This window comes from Actinomadura sediminis, assembly GCF_042675525.1.
Classification (GTDB): domain Bacteria; phylum Actinomycetota; class Actinomycetes; order Streptosporangiales; family Streptosporangiaceae; genus Spirillospora; species Spirillospora sediminis.
Genome location: NZ_JBHTJA010000077.1, coordinates 13,654 through 32,990, shown reverse-complemented (window position 1 = coordinate 32,990; position 19,337 = coordinate 13,654). Strand labels below are relative to the sequence as shown.

14 protein-coding genes and 2 riboswitches are annotated in these 19,337 nt (G+C 75.0%); of the genes, 8 read left to right on the top strand and 6 right to left on the bottom strand.

Annotated elements, in window-relative coordinates; translation table 11 throughout:
* Positions 1 to 929, bottom strand: a 929-nt coding sequence (locus ACFQ11_RS27820) for an aminotransferase-like domain-containing protein (protein ID WP_378303869.1), incomplete at its 3' end; no start/stop codon positions are given.
* Positions 930 to 1,029: 100 nt separating this feature from the next.
* On the opposite strand from ACFQ11_RS27820, the gene ACFQ11_RS27815 reads away from it, so the two are divergent.
* The 5 genes from ACFQ11_RS27815 to ACFQ11_RS27795 all read left to right on the top strand — a co-directional run bounded on the left by ACFQ11_RS27815 (position 1,030) and on the right by ACFQ11_RS27795 (position 5,389).
* Positions 1,030 to 1,680 carry a LysE family translocator gene (locus tag ACFQ11_RS27815; RefSeq protein ID WP_378303867.1) on the top strand — a complete coding sequence of 217 codons (651 nt, stop codon included), beginning with the start codon at positions 1,030 to 1,032 and terminating at the stop codon, positions 1,678 to 1,680.
* Positions 1,681 to 2,388: 708 nt separating this feature from the next.
* Complete coding sequence (locus tag ACFQ11_RS27810; RefSeq protein ID WP_378303865.1) at positions 2,389 to 2,919, top strand: FHA domain-containing protein; 531 nt, start codon at positions 2,389 to 2,391, stop codon at positions 2,917 to 2,919.
* A 64-nt stretch (positions 2,920 to 2,983) separates the two neighbouring features.
* A complete protein-coding gene (gene ftsR, locus ACFQ11_RS27805; RefSeq protein ID WP_378303863.1) occupies positions 2,984 to 3,706 on the top strand; it encodes a transcriptional regulator FtsR in 723 nt (240 codons plus the stop codon).
* Between the two features lie 155 nt (positions 3,707 to 3,861).
* Entirely contained in the window at positions 3,862 to 4,332 is a 471-nt protein-coding gene (locus tag ACFQ11_RS27800; RefSeq protein WP_026406115.1) for a bifunctional nuclease family protein, read from the top strand.
* A 457-nt stretch (positions 4,333 to 4,789) separates the two neighbouring features.
* On the top strand, positions 4,790 to 5,389 hold the full coding sequence (locus tag ACFQ11_RS27795; protein WP_378303860.1) for a MerR family transcriptional regulator: 600 nt from the start codon (positions 4,790 to 4,792) through the stop codon (positions 5,387 to 5,389).
* Here ACFQ11_RS27795 and ACFQ11_RS27790 read toward each other — a convergent pair.
* A complete protein-coding gene (locus tag ACFQ11_RS27790; protein ID WP_378303857.1) occupies positions 5,386 to 7,836 on the bottom strand; it encodes a lysylphosphatidylglycerol synthase domain-containing protein in 2,451 nt (816 codons plus the stop codon). The two genes, ACFQ11_RS27795 and ACFQ11_RS27790, sit on opposite strands and share 4 nt — an antisense overlap.
* 298 nt (positions 7,837 to 8,134) lie before the next feature.
* A riboswitch (glycine riboswitch) is annotated at positions 8,135 to 8,229 on the top strand.
* A riboswitch (glycine riboswitch) is annotated at positions 8,230 to 8,340 on the top strand. It abuts the riboswitch before it with no gap.
* Between the two features lie 62 nt (positions 8,341 to 8,402).
* Here ACFQ11_RS27790 and gcvP point away from each other — a divergent pair.
* Both gcvP and ACFQ11_RS27780 read left to right on the top strand, forming a co-directional pair.
* Complete coding sequence (gene gcvP, locus ACFQ11_RS27785) at positions 8,403 to 11,282, top strand: aminomethyl-transferring glycine dehydrogenase (protein WP_378303855.1); 2,880 nt, start codon at positions 8,403 to 8,405, stop codon at positions 11,280 to 11,282.
* Between the two features lie 181 nt (positions 11,283 to 11,463).
* On the top strand, positions 11,464 to 12,621 hold the full coding sequence (locus ACFQ11_RS27780; RefSeq protein ID WP_378303853.1) for a tetratricopeptide repeat protein: 1,158 nt from the start codon (positions 11,464 to 11,466) through the stop codon (positions 12,619 to 12,621).
* A gap of 67 nt (positions 12,622 to 12,688) precedes the next feature.
* Here the strand turns inward: ACFQ11_RS27780 and dmpG are convergent, their stop codons facing one another.
* The 3 genes from dmpG to ACFQ11_RS27765 form a co-directional block, all read right to left on the bottom strand.
* Positions 12,689 to 13,741, bottom strand: coding sequence for a 4-hydroxy-2-oxovalerate aldolase (gene dmpG / locus ACFQ11_RS27775; protein WP_378303851.1), 1,053 nt, complete (start codon positions 13,739 to 13,741; stop codon positions 12,689 to 12,691).
* Positions 13,738 to 14,634 (bottom strand): acetaldehyde dehydrogenase (acetylating), encoded by an 897-nt coding sequence (locus tag ACFQ11_RS27770; RefSeq protein WP_378303849.1) that lies wholly within the window; start codon positions 14,632 to 14,634, stop codon positions 13,738 to 13,740. The genes dmpG and ACFQ11_RS27770 overlap by 4 nt, the downstream gene beginning before the upstream one ends.
* 78 nt (positions 14,635 to 14,712) lie before the next feature.
* A complete protein-coding gene (locus ACFQ11_RS27765) occupies positions 14,713 to 15,513 on the bottom strand; it encodes a 2-keto-4-pentenoate hydratase (RefSeq protein WP_378303847.1) in 801 nt (266 codons plus the stop codon).
* Positions 15,514 to 15,617: 104 nt separating this feature from the next.
* Between ACFQ11_RS27765 and ACFQ11_RS27760 the strand changes: the two genes are divergently transcribed.
* Complete coding sequence (locus ACFQ11_RS27760) at positions 15,618 to 16,364, top strand: IclR family transcriptional regulator (RefSeq protein ID WP_378303845.1); 747 nt, start codon at positions 15,618 to 15,620, stop codon at positions 16,362 to 16,364.
* Positions 16,365 to 16,373: 9 nt separating this feature from the next.
* Here the strand turns inward: ACFQ11_RS27760 and ACFQ11_RS27755 are convergent, their stop codons facing one another.
* Positions 16,374 to 19,271 carry an FAD-binding and (Fe-S)-binding domain-containing protein gene (locus ACFQ11_RS27755; protein WP_378303843.1) on the bottom strand — a complete coding sequence of 966 codons (2,898 nt, stop codon included), beginning with the start codon at positions 19,269 to 19,271 and terminating at the stop codon, positions 16,374 to 16,376.
* Positions 19,272 to 19,337 lie beyond the last annotated feature (66 nt).

Genomic DNA, 19,337 nt, shown 5'->3' with positions numbered 1-19,337 from the left:
CCCGCGCGCAGCGCGTCGGCGACGCGCCCGCGCAGGGACGGCGGGGCGACCGCGAAGCCGACGCCCAGGCCGGGCGCGAGCCGCTTGGCGAGGCCGTCGACGGCGATCGTGCGGGCGGGCGCGAACGCCGCCAGCGGCGGCGGCCCGTCCTCGGCCAGGAACGACCAGACCCGGTCCTCGACGGCGTGGACGCCGGTCCGTTCGAGGACCTCCGCGATCGCGGCCCGCCGCCGCGCGGGCATCGTCGTCCCGGTCGGGTTGTGCAGCGTGGGCTGCAGGAAGACGGCGGCGAAGGGGGTCCTTCGGTGCGCGTCGGCGAGCGCGTCCGGGCGCAGGCCGTGCCCGTCCGCCGCGACCGGGACGAGCGCGACGCCGAGCCGCGCGGCGATCGCCCTCACCACCGGGTACGTGAGCTCCTCCACCGCCAGCCGCCCGCCCGGCGGGACGAGCGCGGCCACCGCCCCCGCGATGGCCTGCCGGCCGCCCGCGGCGAACAGGACGTCGTCCGGTGCGGGGGACCAGCCCGGCACGGCCAGCAGGGACGCCGCGGCGGCCCGGACGTCCGGGGTCCCGGCGACGCGGGAGGGGACGTGCGCCGCCTCGGCCGCCCGCGCGAGCCCCGGCGCCAGCAGCGCGCCCTGCCCGGGCGTCACCGGGTGCCCGACTTCCAGGTCGACCGGGGCGGCGACCGGCTCGCCCAGCGGCGAAGCCGGCCGCGGGTTGGCCGCGCGGACGAACGTGCCGCGCCCGACCTCGCCGACGACCAGCCCGCGCAGCGCCAGCTCCCGGTACACGCGGCTCGCGGTGGACGGCGCGATGCCGCGTTCGCGGGCGAACGCGCGCTGCGGCGGCAGGCGGTCGCCGGGGCGCAGCCGCCCGGCCGCGATGTCGGCGGCCACCGTGTCGGCGACCCGCCGGTAGTCGTCCATCGTCCGCCCCCGCTCCGGATTGCACCGAGATCAATATTCGTATTGTCGCAGATTGCTCCGACATTTACGATCGGTGCAACACTCACGGCAGGAGCACGGATTGATCTCGTCTACCGCGGTGGCCGCCATCGCCCTCGTCTCCCTCGGACTGGTCCTCACCCCGGGACCGAACATGATCTACCTGGTGTCGCGCTCGATCACCCAGGGCCGCCGCGCCGGACTGATCTCCCTCGCGGGCGTCGCGACGGGGTTCGTCGCCTACGTCCTCGCCGCGACCGCCGGGATCACCGCCGTGTTCGGGCTCGTCCCGCCGCTCTACACCGTCCTGAAGGTCGCCGGGGCGCTGTACCTGCTGTGGCTGGCCTGGCAGGCGGTCCGGCCCGGCGGCCGGTCGGCGTTCGAGCCGAAGGAGCTCCCGGCCGACCCGCCGCGCCGCCTCTTCGCCATGGGCCTCGTCACGAACCTGCTCAACCCGAAGATCGCGATCCTGTACGTGTCGCTGCTGCCGCAGTTCGTCGAGCCCGAGCGCGGGCACGTCGCCCTGCAGAGCCTGCTCCTCGGGCTCGTCCAGATCAGCATCGCGATCACCGTGAACGCCCTCATCATGCTCGGCGCCGGGAGCTTCGCGGCGTTCCTCGCGCGGCGCCCCGCCTGGCAGCGCGCCCAGCGGTACTTCATGGGCTCCGTGCTCGCCGGGCTCGCCCTGCACGTCGGCCTCGACCGGTCCGGCACGGCCGTCGCCCGCCCGTAGCGCGGACGAGTCGGGGCCGGGGCCGCCCGCACGCCCGGCAGGCCGCGCGGCCGTTCCGCGGCCGACTCCGGGCCGGCGCCGCGCGGCCCGGGCCGTCCACGGGCGTCAGGACGCCCGAGGGACGCCCGCGCGCCGCAGCGCCGACAGACCCTCGCGCGCCGGGCCGGACCGCGCCGGCGCCCCGCTGCGCGCCTCGCCGGGGTCCGTCCCCGCCGCCGCGAACGCGAGCGCGCCGAGTACGGCGGCGGACGCCCGTCCCGACCGCCGCGACGCCGGCCGGGGAGCCGGGGTGACGGACGGGGAAACGGCCCCGGACGGGACCCTTCCGACAAGTTGATCACCCCGGGCGCGAGGACCGCCGCGGGCGCGATACGGTCGTGTCCTGAGGGGAACACGGGGGACGCGGTGAACCGGAGACCCGGCCGGTGCGTCATGACCGGAGGCGTGCCGCGCGGCGGCATGGACCTGCGATCATCGGCGGAGGTAGTTTGGGTCTCGCCGGCCCCGGTTGACCCCTCGGGTCATACCCGCGTAAGTTGCGGCGACCGTCGGTTGCGGCGACCGTGGCGAGCGCGGGCGGTGAGATGGACCGTGGTCGGGGGCGGGTCCCCGGCGTGGGTTGGTTGAAGGATGCGCGTGACGCGCGCGGCTCCCGCGGCGAGCGGAGGTCCGCGAGCGGCACGCCGAGGTAGGAGGCCGAGCCGATCGATGCCGAGCGTCTACTGCACGCAGTGCGGTCACGCCAACCCGGATGATGCCCGCTTCTGCTCCTACTGCGGCACCCCGCTGACGCGGAACGCGCCGCCCCCTCGCGAGTCGCCCGGCGAGTCCACGTCCACGATCTCCATCGGGGGGATCGAGGCGCTGGACGCCGACACGGGCGCCGAGGAACCGCCCGTCCCGTCCGACCAGATGGGCGTGGACGCGCTGCCTCCGGGCACCGCGCTGCTCGTGGTCAAGCGCGGCCCGAACGCCGGCAGCCGTTTCCTGCTCGACCAGGACCGCACCTCCTGCGGCCGGCACCCCGAGAGCGACATCTTCCTGGACGACGTCACCGTGTCCCGCAAGCACGCCGAGTTCCTCCGCCAGAACGGGCGGTTCTCCGTCCGCGACGTGGGCGCGCTCAACGGCACCTACGTCAACCGGCAGCGGATCGACCACACCGCCCTGGCGGGCGGCGACGAGGTCCAGATCGGCAAGTTCCGGCTGGTCTTCCTCACCAACCCGCAGCACGGCTGACCGGACCCCGGCGACCCCGAGGCGAACCGGACGCGGCCATGACGGGAGCACGATGGGAGGGGCCTTGAACGCGCAACCGGCCAGGTCCCTGATGACGATCGGGGACGTTCTCGGGCTGCTGCGGCCCGAGTTCCCCGACATCACCATCTCCAAGATCAGGTTTCTGGAGTCCGAGGGGCTGATCGAACCGCAGCGCAGCCCCTCGGGATACCGCAAGTTCGGAGCGGCCGACGTCGAACGCCTCCGGTTCGTCCTCACCGCCCAGCGCGACCACTACATGCCGCTGCGCGCCATCCGGCAGCACCTCGAGGCCCGCGACCGCGGCGAGCCGGCCCCGCCGCTCGGCGCCCGCCGCCCCGAACCGGACCGGAGCCGTCCCCGCACCCTCGTCGCCGCCGACGGGACCGCCGACACCGCCGCCGTCCGGCTCACCCGCCGCCAGCTCCTCGACGGCGCCGGGATCGACGAGGCGCTCCTCGCCCGGCTGGAGGAGTACGGGCTGGTCCGCCGGCGCGGCGCCCACTACGAGGCGGAGGCCCTCACCGTCGCCCGCGCCGCCGCCGCCCTCGGCGAGTACGGCTTCGAGGTGCGGCATCTGCGGGCCGTCAAGGCCGCCGCCGACCGCCAGGCCGGGCTCATCGAGCAGACCGTCGCGCCCCAGTTGCGCCGCCGCAGCCCGGACGCCCACGAGCAGGCCGCCGAGACCGCCCGCGAGATCGCCGCGCTGTCGGTGAAGCTGCACGCCGCGCTGCTGTCGGCGAGCCTCCGGGAAAGCCTCGACCACTGATCACCGCCGCCCGGCAGGATTTTGCCGCCCCCGGGGCGCGGCGTTCCGTCCGAACGTGGGTGTACGTTGGCTACAGGGCTCGGGGTTTCGGGCTCGGGTGGAATCGGTCCGGCCGCACGCGGACGATCGAGACAGCGAACGAGCAGGGAGCCGCAGTGAAGCAGATGGAGGTCGTCGGCGTCCGGGTCGAGATGCCCTCCAATCAGCCGATCGTCCTGTTGAAGGAGACGGAGGGCGAGCGCTACCTGCCCATCTGGATCGGGGCCGTCGAGGCCACGGCGATCGCCTTCGCCCAGCAGGGCGTGCTGCCCGCGCGCCCCCTCACCCACGACCTCTTCCGCGACGTCCTCGACGCGCTGAGCGTCCAGCTGAGCACCGTGAACATCACCGCGCTCCGCGAGGGGATCTTCTTCGCCGACCTGGTGTTCTCCAACGGCGTCGAGGTCAGCGCCCGCCCGTCCGACTCCATCGCGCTCGCCCTGCGCACCGGCGCCACCATCTTCGCCAGCGAGGACATCCTCGAGGAGGCCGGCGTCGCCATCCCGGACGAGCAGGAGGACGAGGTCGAGAAGTTCCGGGAGTTCCTCGACACCATCACCCCCGAGGACTTCGGCCGCGCCGGCTGAGCCCGGCCGCCGCCGTCGAGCCCGCCCGGCTCCGCTCGCCGGCGCGTCCTCGCGCGGGCCCGGGGCCCGATGCTGACCCGGGCTTCACGAACACGCTTAACGATCTTGAAAGACGCGGGGTCGTTTGCCGCGCGGGAGCGGGGTAGGTACGCCTGGGACAGGGGCGCCCGTGGGGAATGTCACTCCACGAGGTATATTCGAGATCTGACGTCATTGGTCGTGCATCGCCCTGGGAAGTGGCGGTTTCCGGGGGGCGTCCGGAAGGGTAGGACCGCAGTGGCGACGAAGGGTGCGCGGTTTGCCCACGTGAAGCCGGTTCATCCGGGCATGCGACGCGCCGACGGCGAACGTTGACCACACCCTGACCGGCACCTACCGTGCTGGTGGAACACCCGTGGTGTAATTCGTCAAACCCCCTTGACGGACCGGCACGGGATGATAGAAGCCGGAGGTCCGCGTGGCGGTGAGCAGCGGCGAGGGCAAGGCCACCCCCGACAGGCACGTCGCGTCCCGGCGTGCCGGAGAGCAGGGCCTGCTCTTCGACACGCGGGTGTCGGCTCCGCCGGAGGACGTCGGCTACCGCGGCCCGACGGCGTGCTCGGCGGCGGGCATCACCTACCGGCAACTGGACTACTGGGCCCGCACCAAGCTCGTCGAGCCCAGCGTCCGGTCGGCGCACGGATCCGGCAGCCAGCGGCTGTACAGCTTCCGCGACATCCTGGTCCTCAAGGTCGTGAAGCGGCTCCTCGACACGGGCGTGTCGCTGCAGCAGATCCGCACCGCCGTGACCCACCTGCGCGACCGCGGCGTCGAGGACCTCGCGCAGATCACGCTCATGAGCGACGGCGTCAGCGTCTACGAGTGCACCTCGCCCGACGAGGTCGTCGACCTCCTGCAGGGCGGCCAGGGCGTGTTCGGCATCGCGCTGGGACGGGTGTGGCAGGAGGTCGAGGGCAGTCTCGCCGAACTGCCCGCCGAACGGGCCGCCTCGGACGACCGCGGCGGCCACCCGCACGACGAGCTCGCCGACCGGCGGCGCGCCCGCCGCACCGGCTAGAGCGCCTCTTTGCGCTGGAGGTAGGCGAACGCCGCCCAGCCGGGCAGCACCGGCAGCCACAGCGTCAGCAGGCGGTAGAGCAGCACCGCCGACGCCGCGGTCTCCGCCGCCAGCCCCGAGATCGTCAGCGCCAGCGTCAGCGCCCCCTCCACGGCGCCGAGACCGCCGGGCGTCGGGACCGCCGAGCCCACCGCGTTGGCCGTCAGGAACACCACCACCACCGCCGTCCACGGCAGCGAACCGCCGAACGCGCGGATCGACGCGTCCAGGCAGAGCACGAAACCCACCGTCAGCAGAAGCGTGCCGCCCAGCCCGGTGAAGAGCTTGCGCGGCGACTGCAGGACGTCCACCAGCCGCGGCCCCACGCCCGAGAACATGCTCCGCAGCCGGGTGGTGACCACCCGCCGTACCCGCGGGATCGTCAGCGCCAGCCCCGTGACCAGCCCCAGCAGCAGCACCGCGATCACGACCGTGCGGGACGGCGCCAGGTCCTTCGTCGCGGTGCTCGTCGAACCGGTCAGGAAGCCGAACAGCACCAGCAGCAGGACGTGCACCACGAGCCCGACGAGCTGGGACGCGCCGACGCTCGCCACCGCCGGGCCCGGCCGGACGCCCGAGCGCTGCAGGTAACGGGTGTTGACCGCGACGCCGCCGACCGCCGCCGGCGCCACCAGCTTCACGAACGACGCCGCCACCTGCACCAGCACCGTCCGCCACAGCGGGAGCCGCTCGGGGACGAAGCCCATCAGCATGAACGCCGCCGCCAGGTAGGTCAGCGCCGCCGCGCCCAGCGCCACGCCCGCCCACCACCAGGACGCCCGCGCGACCAGCTGCATCAGGTCGATGCTGCCGAGCTGGGGGATGACGATGTACGCGGCGATCGACAGCGCCACCACGCTGAAGATCGTCCGCGGCCGGAACCGCTCCAGCCGGACGGGCGCGGCCTCCGACTCGGGCTTCAGCCGGACGATCTCGTCCCGGATGCGGGGCAGCAGGTCCCGGTCCCGCCGCACCGCCTGCCGCGTCGCCCGCGACAGCGCCACCCGCTGCAGCATCGGCACCGCCGCCGCCAGCGCCTCCTCGCCGAGCACCGGCACCGCCGTCCGCACGGCGCGCTCCGGCCCGGCCCGCAGCGCCAGGGTGGTGAGCAGCTGCGCCAGGTCCAGCCGCAGCGCCAGGTCACCGGCCGCGATCTCCCCGGACCACAGGTCGACCAGGTGGGCGGCGCCGTCGTCGCCGACCAGGACCGCGTCCTCCTCCAGCCTGCGGTGCGCCAGCCGGCCCTTCTGGAGCCTCCCGAACTGCCGCCACACGTCCGTGAGCAGCTCGTCGGTGATCTCCTCGGCGGGGACGTCCCGCAGCCGCCGCCCCGGCACGTGCTCGTACGCCAGCAGCGCCGCCTGCGTCCCCACCTCGAGCGTCCCGACCAGCCGCGGGGTCCGGGCGCCCGCCGCCGCGGCGGCGTACGCGGTGAGCGACTCCTGCTCCAGCGACCGGCGCAGCGACCGCAGCGTCCGCCCGGCCGTGCTGCGGCGCAGCCGCAGCATCCGCCACAGCCGGTACGGCAGCCCGGCGGTCTGCTGGTCGCGGTCCAGGACCCGCAGCTCCAGATGCCAGGCGCCGTGCGCGCCGCCGGGCGGCAGCGGGACCGCGTCCCCCTCGGCGGACGCCGGGGACAGCACGACGCCGTAGCGGCGCGCGTCCTCGCCGCCGTCCGCGGGATCGTCGAGCCGCGCCGCCCGCCGCGGGCACAGCCCCAGCCGCTCCAGCGCCGTCACCACCGTCATGCCCGTCGGTCGCGGGTTCGGGGTGCCGACCGCGTACAGGGTGCCGTGCCCGATCGCGCGGCCCAGGAAGTACGTCGCCGCGAGCGCCGACACCGAGGCGTAGGCGGCGGTCAGGCCGGTCAGCGCGGCCAGTCCGATCATGGACCAGGTGGCGGTCTGCCAGCGGGTCCGCCCGGCCATCCCGACCACGCTGACGAACGCGATCACGGGCGCGATGTCGGTGTGCACCGGGGCCGTGTCGGTGCCGCCCCAGATCAGCGAGTCCAGCACGCCGCCGGGCGCGGCCTGCACCACCAGGTCGTCCAGGGTGATCGTGACGGCGAACGCGATCATCGCGGCGAGCAGCGCGATGGCGACCCGCATGCCGTCCTTGTGGAACAGCCGCTCGACGGCGAACGCGATGGGCACGGCCAGCACGCCGAAGCTCGACGCCAGGGTGGCCAGCGCCAGCAGGAGCTCGGGCGCGTGGGCGGTGCCCTCGGCGATGTCGGTCTGGATGCCGTGCGTGGTCTGCTGCGCGAACGACACCAGCAGCATCACCACGGCGAGCCCGGCGCAGGACACCCCGAACCGGATGGCGTCGGACGGGCGGCGGATGCGGTCCGGCTGCGCGGGCTCGTCGACGGGCACGCCCGCGGAGGCGCCTCGCCTCGGGCGCACCGCGCCATCCTGCGTCTGCGTCACCCGTCGCCGTCCCGGCCGTCCGTCATCGTGATCAGCGTCCCAGAACGGGCCGCGCCCGGTCGAGCGGCGGACCCCCGTCCGGCCGTCGCTCCGTCCACCCGTCGCCCCTCGTCGTCCGTCCCGTCGCGTCCCCGGCGGGACGGTCATATCGTACTGTCCGGGGTACTCGCCGGTACGGCGCCGTCGCCGAGGTCACGGCGGTGAACGTCCCGTTACGGGGCCGGGACGATCGCCGGGCGCCGCGGTTGGGTAGGGTTTGTCCCGGACAGGCCGTCGACCCTGTGCGGGAGAGACCTCACGCAGCCGGCGTGGGGCGCCGAAGGGGCAACCTCCCCGGAACCTCTCAGGCAAAAGGACCGCTCGGGCGAGGCACCTCTGGAAAGCAGGCGTCGATCCCGGCGGATCGGGAACGGCGGCTCACCGAAGGGGAAACCCCGTGCGCGGGTGAAGCTCTCAGGTGCCGATGACAGAGGGGGAGACCGGCCGTCGGCCCGCGCGCCGGCGGTGGACCTGAGCGACCGCAGCTGCCAGGAGGCTCCTCCATGACCGCCCAGTTCTTCGCCCCCGTGGCCGCGCCGCAGCATCCCCGCGCCGCGTTCGCCGACCGGCACATCGGGCCGTCCGCGGCCGACCGCGACCGGATGCTGGCCGCCATCGGCTACTCGGGCGCGAAGGCGCTGATCGACGAGGCGGTCCCCGCCGCGATCCGCACCGCCCGCCCGCTCGACCTGCCGCCCGCGCTGAGCGAGACCGCCGCGCTCGACCGGCTCCGCGAGCTGGCCGCCCGCAACACCGTCCTCACCTCCATGATCGGCCTCGGCTACCACGGGACGATCACGCCGGGCGTGATCATGCGGAACGTCCTGGAGAACCCCGGCTGGTACACCGCGTACACCCCGTACCAGCCGGAGATCTCGCAGGGGCGCCTGGAGGCGCTGCTGAACTTCCAGACCGCCGTCGCCGACCTGACCGGGCTGCCGGTCGCGAACGCGTCCATGCTGGACGAGGGCACCGCCGCCGCCGAGGCGATGGCGCTCGCGCACCGGGCGTCCCGGCGCAAGGAGCCCGGCCGGTTCCTCGTGGACGCCGACGCGCTGCCGCAGACGATCGAGGTCGTCCGCACCCGGGCCGTCCCGCTCGGGATCGAGGTCGTGGTCGCCGACGTGTCCGGCGGGCTGCCCGACGGCGACTTCTTCGGCGTGCTGCTGCAGTACCCGGGCGCGTCCGGCGCCGTCCGCGACCTGGCGCCGCTGTCCGCGCAGGCGCACGAGCGGGGCGCGACGGTCGTCGTGGCCGCCGACCTGCTCGCGCTGACGCTGCTGCGCCCGCCGGGGGAGTCGGGCGCCGACATCGCCGTCGGGTCCGCGCAGCGGTTCGGCGTCCCGTACGGCTTCGGCGGCCCGCACGCCGGGTACATGTCGGTCGGCGACGACCTGCGGCGGCAGCTGCCGGGACGGCTCGTCGGCGTGTCCGTCGACGTCGACGGGGCGCCCGCCTACCGGCTCGCCCTGCAGACCCGCGAGCAGCACATCCGCCGCGAGAAGGCCACCAGCAACATCTGCACCGCGCAGGTCCTGCTCGCCGTGATGGCGAGCATGTACGCCGTCTACCACGGTCCCGAGGGGCTCGCCGCGATCGCGCAGCGCGCGCACCGCCGGGCCGCCGAGATCGCCGACGGTCTCCGCCGCGGCGGCGTCGAGGTCGTGCACGGCGCGTTCTTCGACACGGTCCTCGCCCGCGTCCCAGGCCGTGCCGCCGAGGTCGTCGCCGCGGCCCGCGAGCGCGGCGTCAACCTGCGGCAGGACGGTCCCGACCGGGTCGGCGTCGCCTGCGACGAGACGACGCTGCCCGAGCACGTCACCGCCGTCCTCGAGGCGTTCGGGGTCCCCGCCGGGGACGCCGGCGAGGTCGCCGGCGCGATCCCCGCCGACCTGCGCCGCGAGAGCCCCTACCTGACGCACCCGGTCTTCCACGCGCACCGCTCCGAGACCGCGATGCTGCGCTACCTGCGCCGCCTCCAGGACAAGGACATCGCCCTCGACCGGTCGATGATCCCGCTCGGCTCCTGCACGATGAAGCTCAACGCGACCGCCGAGATGGAGCCGATCACCTGGCCGGAGTTCGCGAACGTCCACCCGTTCGCCCCCGTCGACCAGGCCGCCGGCTACGTCGAGCTGATCGGGGAGCTGGAGGCGAACCTCGCCGAGATCACCGGGTACGCGAAGGTGTCGGTGCAGCCGAACGCCGGGTCGCAGGGCGAGCTGGCCGGGCTGCTCGCCATCCGCGGCTACCACGCGTCGCGCGGCGAGGAGCACCGCGACGTCTGCCTGATCCCGTCGTCCGCGCACGGCACCAACGCCGCGAGCGCCGTCATGGCCGGGATGCGCGTCGTCGTCGTCAAGTGCGACGAGGGCGGCAACGTGGCCCTGGACGACCTGCACGCCAAGATCGGCCGGCACGGCGACCGGCTCGCCGCGATCATGGTGACGTACCCGTCCACGCACGGCGTGTTCGAGGAGACGATCACCGAGGTGTGCGAGGCCGTGCACGCGGCGGGCGGCCAGGTGTACGTGGACGGCGCCAACCTCAACGCCCTCGTCGGGCTCGCCCGCCCCGGCGAGTTCGGCTCGGACGTCTCGCACCTCAACCTGCACAAGACGTTCTGCATCCCGCACGGCGGCGGCGGGCCGGGCGTCGGCCCGATCGGCGTCCGCGAGCACCTCGCGCCGTTCCTGCCGAACCATCCGCTGCGCCCGGAGGCCGGCCCGTCCGGCACGGGCGTCGGCCCGATCTCGGCGGCGCCGTGGGGCTCGGCGGGCATCCTGCCGATCTCGTGGGCGTACATCGCGATGATGGGCCCGGACGGGCTGCGCGCTGCCACCGAGGGCGCGATCATCGCCGCGAACTACCTCGCCGCGCGCCTCGCCCCGCACTACCCGATCCTCTACACGGGACGGAACGGCCTCGTCGCGCACGAGTGCATCGCCGACCTCCGCAAGATCACCAAGGAGACCGGGGTCACCGCCGAGGACGTCGCCAAGCGGCTCATCGACTACGGCTTCCACGCCCCGACCCTGTCGTTCCCGGTCGCCGGCACCCTGATGATCGAGCCGACCGAGAGCGAGGACCTCGCCGAGCTCGACCGGTTCTGCGACGCGATGATCGAGATCCGGCGGGAGATCCAGCGGGTCGCCGACGGCGGCTACGACCGCGAGGACAACCCGCTGAAGAACGCCCCGCACACCGCCGCGCAGCTCATCGCCGACGGCTGGAAGCACCCGTACACCCGGGAAGAGGCCGCGTACCCGCTGCCGGCGCTGCGCGAGGGCAAGTACTGGCCGCCCGTCCGCCGCATCGACCAGGCGTACGGCGACCGCAACCTCGTGTGCTCCTGCCCGCCGCCCGAGGAGTTCGAGGACTGACCGTTCCGCCCGTCCGGGACCCGCGGCGGCGACTGCTCCGGCAGGCGCCGCCGCGGGCCCGGCATCGGGCGAACACGCCCGAAGTCGCCGCAAAAGGTGACGGGTGTCGCCACGGGACGAAGCGCCGCCGGATCGCTAGGCTCGGTGCCGACCCCGACCCCCAGAGGGCAGAAGAAGACCGATGAGCGAGTCCCCGGATCCCGTACCCGCGGCCACCGATCCCGACGAGCGTGCGCCGGACCCGGCCCGGCTGCTCGAGGAGGCCCGCGACCTCGCCGAGCGCGGCGAGTCCGCCCGCGCCGCGGCCCTGTTCGACGAGGTGCTCGCCCTCGGCGACACCCCGCACCGGGCGCGGGCCGCGCTCGGGCTCGCGGCCGTCCTCGACGACGCCGGGGACACCGAGCGCGCCCGGGAGGCGGACCGGGCCGCCATCGCCACCGGCGACCCCGAGTACGGCCCGCGCGCCGCCTACCACCTGGCCCTCACCTACGAGCGGGCCGGGGAGCACGACCTCGCCGCGCCCGCCTGGCGCGTCGTCGTCGACTTCGGCAACCCCGCCTACCTGCCGCCCGCGCACCTCGCCCTCGCCCGGCTCGCCGACGACGCCGGCGACTTCGACGCCGCCCGCGGCCACTGGGAGGCCGTGCTGGCCACCGGCGATCCCGAGCACGGGCCGCCCGCCGCGCACGACCTCGCGCAGCGGCATCTCGAACGCGGCGACCCCGTCCGCGCGCAGCGCGTCCTGACCGCGGGCCTGAAGCTGATCGACCGGGCCGCCGCCCCGTACGCGCACGCCCGCCTCGCCGTCACCCTCGGCATCGCGTGCCTCGACCAGGCCGTCGCCGCGTTCGGCGCCGCCCTCGGCGGCCAGGGAGAGCCCGCCGACCCCGAGGCCGGGCCGCTCGCCACCGAGCTGCTCGCCCGCACCCTGCCGCTGCGCGGCCGCGACGCCGAGGCCCGCGAGGTGTGGCGCCGCGGCCTCGCCGATCCGGGGACGGCCGCGCAGGTGCGGGCCCGGCTCCGCCGCGACTTCGGCGGCGACGACGAGGACGCCGACCCCGCCGACCTGTGGTGGGAGCCCGTCGTGGAGCAGGCCGTCACCGACGGGACGCTCCCGGCGCTCGCCGGGGAGGCGTTCGGCGCGCTCGACCACATGTACGCGCTGCTCGCCGCCCGCCACGCGGGCGACCCGCGCGAGAGCCGTCCCGGGGAGGCCCGCGAGGTGCTCGGCCGCGCCCTGGACGTCCCGTCCGGCTACCCGTGGGGCCCGCTGCTGCGGGAGAGCTTCGCCGAGCGCCTCCGCCTGGCCGCCGACACCGCCGGCCCCGCCGACCGCTGACGCGCCGCGCACGCGCGGAGGGGCGGGGAGCCGCGCTCCCCGCCCCTCTCCGCCGTCGTGCCCGGGGTCAGGCGGACGCCTTCTCGCGCTCGGCGGCGAGCTGGAGCGCCACGTCGATGATCATGTCCTCCTGGCCGCCGACGTAGCCGGCCTCGCCGACCCGCTGCAGGATCTCGTGCGCGGGCACATCGTAGCGCTCCGCGGCCCGCTCCGCGTGCAGGAGGAAGCTCGAGTACACGCCCGCGTACCCCTGCGTGATCGCGCCCCGGTCGGCGAACGGCAGCCGGTGCAGGAACGGCTTGACGACGTCGTCGGCGGCGGCCATCACGCCCTGCACGTCCACGCCCGTCGGGACGCCGAGCCGCTCGAACGTCGGGACCAGCACCTCGGTGGGGGAGTTGCCCGCGCCCGCGCCGAGCGCGCACAGGGCGCCGTCGATCTGCAGCGCACCGTTCTGCTGCGCCAGCACCGAGTTCGCGACGCCCAGCGACAGGTTCTGGTGGCCGTGGAAACCGACCTGCGCCTCGTGCCCGATCTCCTTGACGAGCGCGCTGATCCGTTCCTGCGCGTCGCCGAGGACGAGCGCGCCCGCCGAGTCGACGACGTACACGCACTGGGCGCCGCCGTCCACCATGACGCGGGCCTGCTTCGCCAGCTCGTCCGGGCCGACCCGGTGCGACAGCATCAGGAACCCGACGGTCTCCATGCCGAGGTCGCGGGCGGCGGCGAAGTGCTGCAGCGACACGTCCGCCTCGGTGCAGTGCGTGGCGATGCGGGCGACCGACGCGCCCGCCCCGTGCGCCTTGCGCAGGTCCTCGACGGTGCCGAGGCCCGGCAGCATCAGCACCGCGATCTTCGCCCGGACGGCCTCGTCCACGGCGGCCGAGACGAGCTTGATGTCGTCCTCGAGCGAGAAGCCGTAGTTGAACGACGACCCGCCGAGCCCGTCGCCGTGCGTCACCTCGATGACCTCGACGCCCGCGCCGTCCAGCGCGTGGACGACGCCGCGGACCTGCTCCTCGGTGAAGCGGTGCGCCATCGCGTGGCTGCCGTCCCGCAGCGTCGAGTCGGTGATCCGGATCTTCTGCGGCGTTTCGGCCGGGGCCTGCGGAGTCGTCATGATGCCACCTTCCTGCGCGCGAGCTGCTCGCCGACCCGGGCGGCGGCCGCCGTCATGATGTCGAGGTTGCCGGCCCAGGGCGGCAGGTAGTCGCCGTTGCCCTTGACCTCCAGGAACACCGCCACGCGGGCCATCCCGTTCCAGATGTCGCGGGGCTCGTCGAACTGCGGTTCGGCCCGCAGCGTGTAGCCGGGCACGTACTCGGCGACGTGCGCGACCATCTTCTCGACGGACGCCGCGATCGCGTCGGTGTCGGCGTCCGCGGGGATGGCGCAGAACACCGTGTCCCGCATGATCATCGGCGGGTCGACCGGGTTCAGGATGATGATCGCCTTGCCGCGCTCGGCGCCGCCGACCCGCTCGATCGCACCGGCCGTCGTCACCGTGAACTCGTCGATGTTCGCGCGCGTCCCCGGCCCGGCCGAGCGGGACGCGATCGACGCGACGATCTCCGCGTACGGCACCGGGACGACGGACGACACCGCGTGCACGATCGGGATCGTCGCCTGCCCGCCGCACGTGATCATGTTGAGGTTCGGGACGTCCGCCAGCGAGTCCAGGTTCACCGGCGGGCACACGTACGGGCCCGTCGCGGCAGGCGTCAGGTCGATCGCGGTGATCCCGGCCTCTTCGTAGCGCGGCGCGTTCGCCAGGTGCGCCTTGGCGGACGTCGCCTCGAAGACCAGGTCGGGGAGCGTCGGCTGCTTCAGCAGCCAGTCCACGCCCTCCGCCGACGCCGGGACGCCCATCTTGCGGGCGCGCTCCAGGCCGTCGGACCCCGGGTCCACCCCGATCATCGAGTGGACCTCGATCAGGTCGCTGCGCAGCAGCTTGACGAGCAGGTCGGTGCCGATGTTGCCCGGCCCGACGATCGCGGCGCTGAGCTTGCTCACGTTCTCTCCTCTCCTGTGGGGAGACGATTCCCCAGGCCCCCGGGCTCCGCGGCGACCGGACCCCGGTCGCCGCGCTCCTCACGTCCGGTCATCGGGCCCTCCGAACCGGGCGGTGACGGAACCCACTCCGGCGAACGTGGCGGTCATGGTGTCGCCCGGCGCGACCGGGACCATCGCGGTGATCGAGCCGGGCAGCACCACGTGCCCCGGCTCGAGCGACCCGCCGCTCTCGCCGAGCACGTTCGCCAGCCACACCAGCGCGTTGATCGGCGAGCCCAGCACGGCGCCGCCCGCGCCCGTGTCGATCAGGTTCCCGTTGCGGTGCAGCAGGCAGCCCATCAGCGCGAGGTCGAGACCGTCCAGCCGGACGGGCCGGGTCCCGAGCACGACGCCGCCGCTGGACGCGTTGTCGGCGATCGTGTCCGGCAGCTTGATCTTCCAGTCCGCGATGCGGGAGTCGATGACCTCCAGCGCGGGCAGCACGTACTCGACGGCGCCGACGGCGTCCGCCGCGGTCACCCCGGGACCGGCCAGGGGACGCCCGAGGACGAACGCGACCTCCGGCTCCACGCGCGGCTGCAGGAACCGGCTGCGCTCGATGGCGTCGTTCTCCGGGAGGAACATCGAGTCCAGCAGGACGCCGGAGTCGGGGTAGTTCACGCCGAGCTGCCGCTGCATCGCCGCCGAGGTCAGCCCGACCTTGTGGCCCTTGACGCGCGCCCCCGCGTCCGTCCACGTCTTCACCTGCACCGCCTGGACGGCGTAGGCGTCGGCGATGGACATGTCGGGGTACTCCTGCGTCAGGGGGGAGATGGGGGTGCCGGTGGCGTACGCGTCCAGCAGCGCGCCCGCGGCCTTCTCCACCGAACCGGGGTCCATGGCCGTCCTTTCGTCGTTATGGCGGTTCCGAGCCTGCCCGCGGGGACGGCGGTGCGGCAACGCGGGCGTCCCGCACGGTGGGACGCTTCTCCTAAAGTGGGGTGATGCCGTCCGATGACAGTTTTCTCCGGCGCGTCGTCGCGGTGCTGACCGCGTTCCGCGCGGACGACGACGGCCTCGGCGCGGCGGAGCTCGCCCGCCGCAGCGGCCTGCCCAAGTCGACGGCGCACCGCATCGCCCTCGACCTCGTCGAGGCCGGCCTCCTCGAACGCCAGGGCCCCCGGGTCCGGCTCGGGCTGCGGCTGTTCGAGATCGGGCAGCGGGTGCCGCGCCAGCGGGTGCTGCGCGACGCCGCCGTCCCGTACATGTCGGACCTGCGGGAGGCGACCCGGCAGACCGTCCACCTCGCGGTCCTGGAGGGCGCCGAGGTCGTCTACGTGGAGATCCTCGGCTCCCCGGGCGGCCCGCCGATGCCGTCGAAGGTCGGCGGCCGGCTCCCCGCGCACGTCACCGGCGTCGGCAAGGCGATCCTGGCGTTCTCCCCGCCGGAGGTGGTGCAGACCGTCGTGGACGCCGGGCTGGTCCGCGCCACCGGCCGCAGCGTCGCCGCGCCCGGCCTGCTCGCCCGCGAGCTCGAGCGCATCCGCGCGGAGGGCGTCGCCTACGACCGCGAGGAGTCCGGCAACGGGATCGTGTGCGCCGCCAGCCCCGTCCTCGGCGCGGACGGCGAGGCGATCGGCGCCCTGTCGGTGTCGGGCTGGTCCACCGGGATGCGGCTCGCCGCGGTCGCCCCGGCCGTCCACACCGCCGCGCTCACCCTCTCCCGCACGCTGGGCGAGGCGCCCCGCTGACGGCCGCTCTCACCCGACGCCCTCCGGAGCGCCCGCGTCCCCCGGCTCCCGGGGCAGGTGGCGGGCGAGGAGCTGCGCGAGGTGCTCGCCCGTCCGGCCGGCGAGGAAATCGAGCTGGGTGCGGCAGCTGAACCCGTCGGCGAGGACGACGTCGCCGTCGGCGGCGTCGCGGACGGCGGGCAGCAGCCGGTGCCCGGCGACCGCGACGGACACGTCGTGGTGGCCCTTCTCGACGCCGAAGTTCCCGGCGAGCCCGCAGCAGCCGCCGATCCCGCGCACGTCGGCGCCCGCGTCCCGCAGCAGCGCCGCGTCCGGCCGCCAGCCCATGACGGCGTGGTGGTGGCAGTGCGGCTGCGCGACCCCGGACACGCCCGACAGGTCCGGCGGCGTCCAGTCGCCGGTCTCGGCCAGCAGCTCGGCGAGCGTGCGGGTCGCGGCGGCCACCTCCCGCGCGGCCGCCGCGTCCACCCCCTCGAGCAGCTCCTCGGCGTCCGCGCGGAGCACGCCCGTGCAGGACGGCTCCATCCCGACGACCCTCGCGCCGCGCCGGACGTGCGGCAGCAGCGCCCGGACGGTGCGGCGCGCCTGCGCGCGGGCGCCGTCGAGCTGCCCGGTGGAGATCCACGTGATGCCGCAGCACACGGGCCGCCCGGTCACGGTGACGCGGTACCCGGCGTCCTCCAGCACCCGCACGGTCGCCTTCCCGACGTCGGGCGCGAACGCGTCGGTGAAGGTGTCCACGAACAGGACGACGTCGCCGTGGCGGCCCTCGGGCGACACGTGCGAGGAGAACCAGCGGCGGAACGTCACCGGCGCGAGCTCCGGCAGCGTCCGGCGCCGGTCGATCCCGGCGGCCCACGCCACCAGGGGCCGCAGCGCCTTCGACCGCATCGCGGCGTTCGCGGGACGGATCGTCGCGGGGGCGCGCGCGGCCAGGCGCGTCCACCGGGGCAGCCACCCCAGCGCGTAGTGCGCGCGCGGGCGGATCCTGCGGCGGTACCGCTGGTACAGGGCCTCGGCCTTGTAGGAGGCCATGTCGATCCCGGTCGGGCAGTCGGACGCGCATCCCTTGCAGGACAGGCACAGGTCCAGAACCTCGTGCAGGGCCTCCGAGCGCCACCCGTCCGGCCCCAGCTTCCCGGACACCACTTCTTGCAGGACCCGCGCGCGCCCCCGCGTCGAGTCCTTCTCCTCCCGGGTCGCGACATAGGACGGGCACATCACGCCACCCGCACCCGTGTTGTCCGCCCGGCACTTGCCGATGCCGGTGCAGCGGTGGACGGCCCGCGACAGGTCGCCGCGGTCGTCGCGGTAGGCCAGGCCGAGCGGCAGGTCCCGGCGGGTCGCCCGCGGCACCCGCGCCGCCCGCAGGTCGGCGTCGACCGGCGCGGGGCGCACGATGATGCCCGGGTTGAGGACGCCGTCCGGGTCGAACAGGTCCTTGACGTCCGCGCACAGCGCCAGGGCCTCGCCGGAGTACATGTGGGGGAGCAGCTCGCCGCGCGCCCGCCCGTCGCCGTGCTCCCCGGACATCGTGCCGCCGTGCCGGGCCGCCAGCGCGGCGGCGTCGTGCAGGAAGTCGCGGAACACCCGGGTGCCGCCGGCGCGGCCGAGCGGGAAGTCGATGCGCACGTGCACGCAGCCGTCGCCGAAGTGCCCGTACGGGACGCCCGTCAGCCCGTGCTCGCCGAGCAGCGCCTCGAACTCCCGCAGGTAGACGCCCAGCCGCTCCGGCGGGACGGCCGCGTCCTCCCAGCCCGCGTGCGCCTGCTCCCCGTCCGGGGTGCGGGCGACGAGGCCCGAGCCGTCCTCGCGGATCCGCCACAGCGCGTCCGCCAGCGCCATGTCGTCGACGAGCATCGAGCCGGTGCAGGCCGCGTCGGCGACGACCCGCGCCGCCGTGTCCCGCAGCGCGCCCGCGTCCGGCCCGGCGAGTTCCACCAGCAGCCACCCCGAGCCCTTCGGCAGCCCGGGCACGGCGCCGGGCCCCCGCCGTTCCGCCACCACGCCCGTGATCCGCGAGTCCAGGCCCTCGCAGGCGACCGGCCCGTGCGGCAGGATCCCCGGGACGGCGTCGGCGGCCTCGGCCATCGACCCGTACCCCAGCACGACCAGCAGCCGGTGCTCCGGTTCGCGCACCATCCGCAGCCGCGCCGCCAGGGTCAGCGCGAGGGTGCCCTCGCTGCCGACCAGGGCGCGCGCCACGTCGAAGCGCCGCTCCGGCAGCAGATGCTCCAGCGAGTACGCCGACACCTGCCGCCCGAACCGCCCGAACTCCGTCCGGATCAGCGCCAGGCGGTCGGCGGTGAGGGACCGCAGCCGCTCCAGCAGCGGGCTCTCCAGGTCCGCGGCCGCCGCGCCGCCCGGCACGTCGCCGATCCGCAGCCGCTCGCCGGTCCCCGTCACGACGTCGAGTCCCAGGACGTTGTCGCTGGTGCGGCCGTAGCCCAGCGCCCGCGACCCGCACGCGTTGTTGCCGATCATCCCGCCCAGCGTCGCCCGCGTCCGCGTCGACGGATCCGGCCCGAACCGCAGCCCGTGCGCGCCCGCGATCTCGTGCAGCCGCGCCTGGACGATGCCCGGTTCGACCAGCGCCGTCCCCGCGTCCGGATCGACCTCCAGCACCCGGTTCAGATGCCGGGAGACGTCGGCCACGACGCCCGGCCCGACCGCGTTGCCCGCGATCGACGTGCCGCCGCCGCGCATCGTCAGCGGCACCCCGAACTCCCGGCACACCGCCAGCGCCGCCGGCAGCTCGCCCGCCTCCCGCGGGGTCACCACCACCTGCGGTGGCACCCGGTACAGGGACGCGTCGGACGAGTACATCGCGCGGGCGAGCGCGGAGTCGTCCACTCCGGACACCCCGGCCCGCCGCAGCGCCGCGGCCAGGTCACGCTGAGCAGCCAATGTCGGTTCCGCCTCCCGTTCCGGGTCGCCCCGTGCCTGCACGTCCTGCGGAAACGGTATCGCCGC

What these genes read in the sequence shown, in the direction of transcription:
- ACFQ11_RS27780 (WP_378303853.1), top strand. Translation starts at nt 11,464, where the DNA reads ATGAGCGAGTCCCCGGATCCCGTACCCGCGGCCACCGATCCCGACGAG.
- ACFQ11_RS27765 (WP_378303847.1), bottom strand. Translation starts at nt 15,513, where the DNA reads ATGGACCCCGGTTCGGTGGAGAAGGCCGCGGGCGCGCTGCTGGACGCG.
- ACFQ11_RS27760 (WP_378303845.1), top strand. Translation starts at nt 15,618, where the DNA reads ATGCCGTCCGATGACAGTTTTCTCCGGCGCGTCGTCGCGGTGCTGACC.
- gcvP (WP_378303855.1), top strand. Translation starts at nt 8,403, where the DNA reads ATGACCGCCCAGTTCTTCGCCCCCGTGGCCGCGCCGCAGCATCCCCGC.
- dmpG (WP_378303851.1), bottom strand. Translation starts at nt 13,741, where the DNA reads ATGACGACTCCGCAGGCCCCGGCCGAAACGCCGCAGAAGATCCGGATC.
- ACFQ11_RS27810 (WP_378303865.1), top strand. Translation starts at nt 2,389, where the DNA reads ATGCCGAGCGTCTACTGCACGCAGTGCGGTCACGCCAACCCGGATGAT.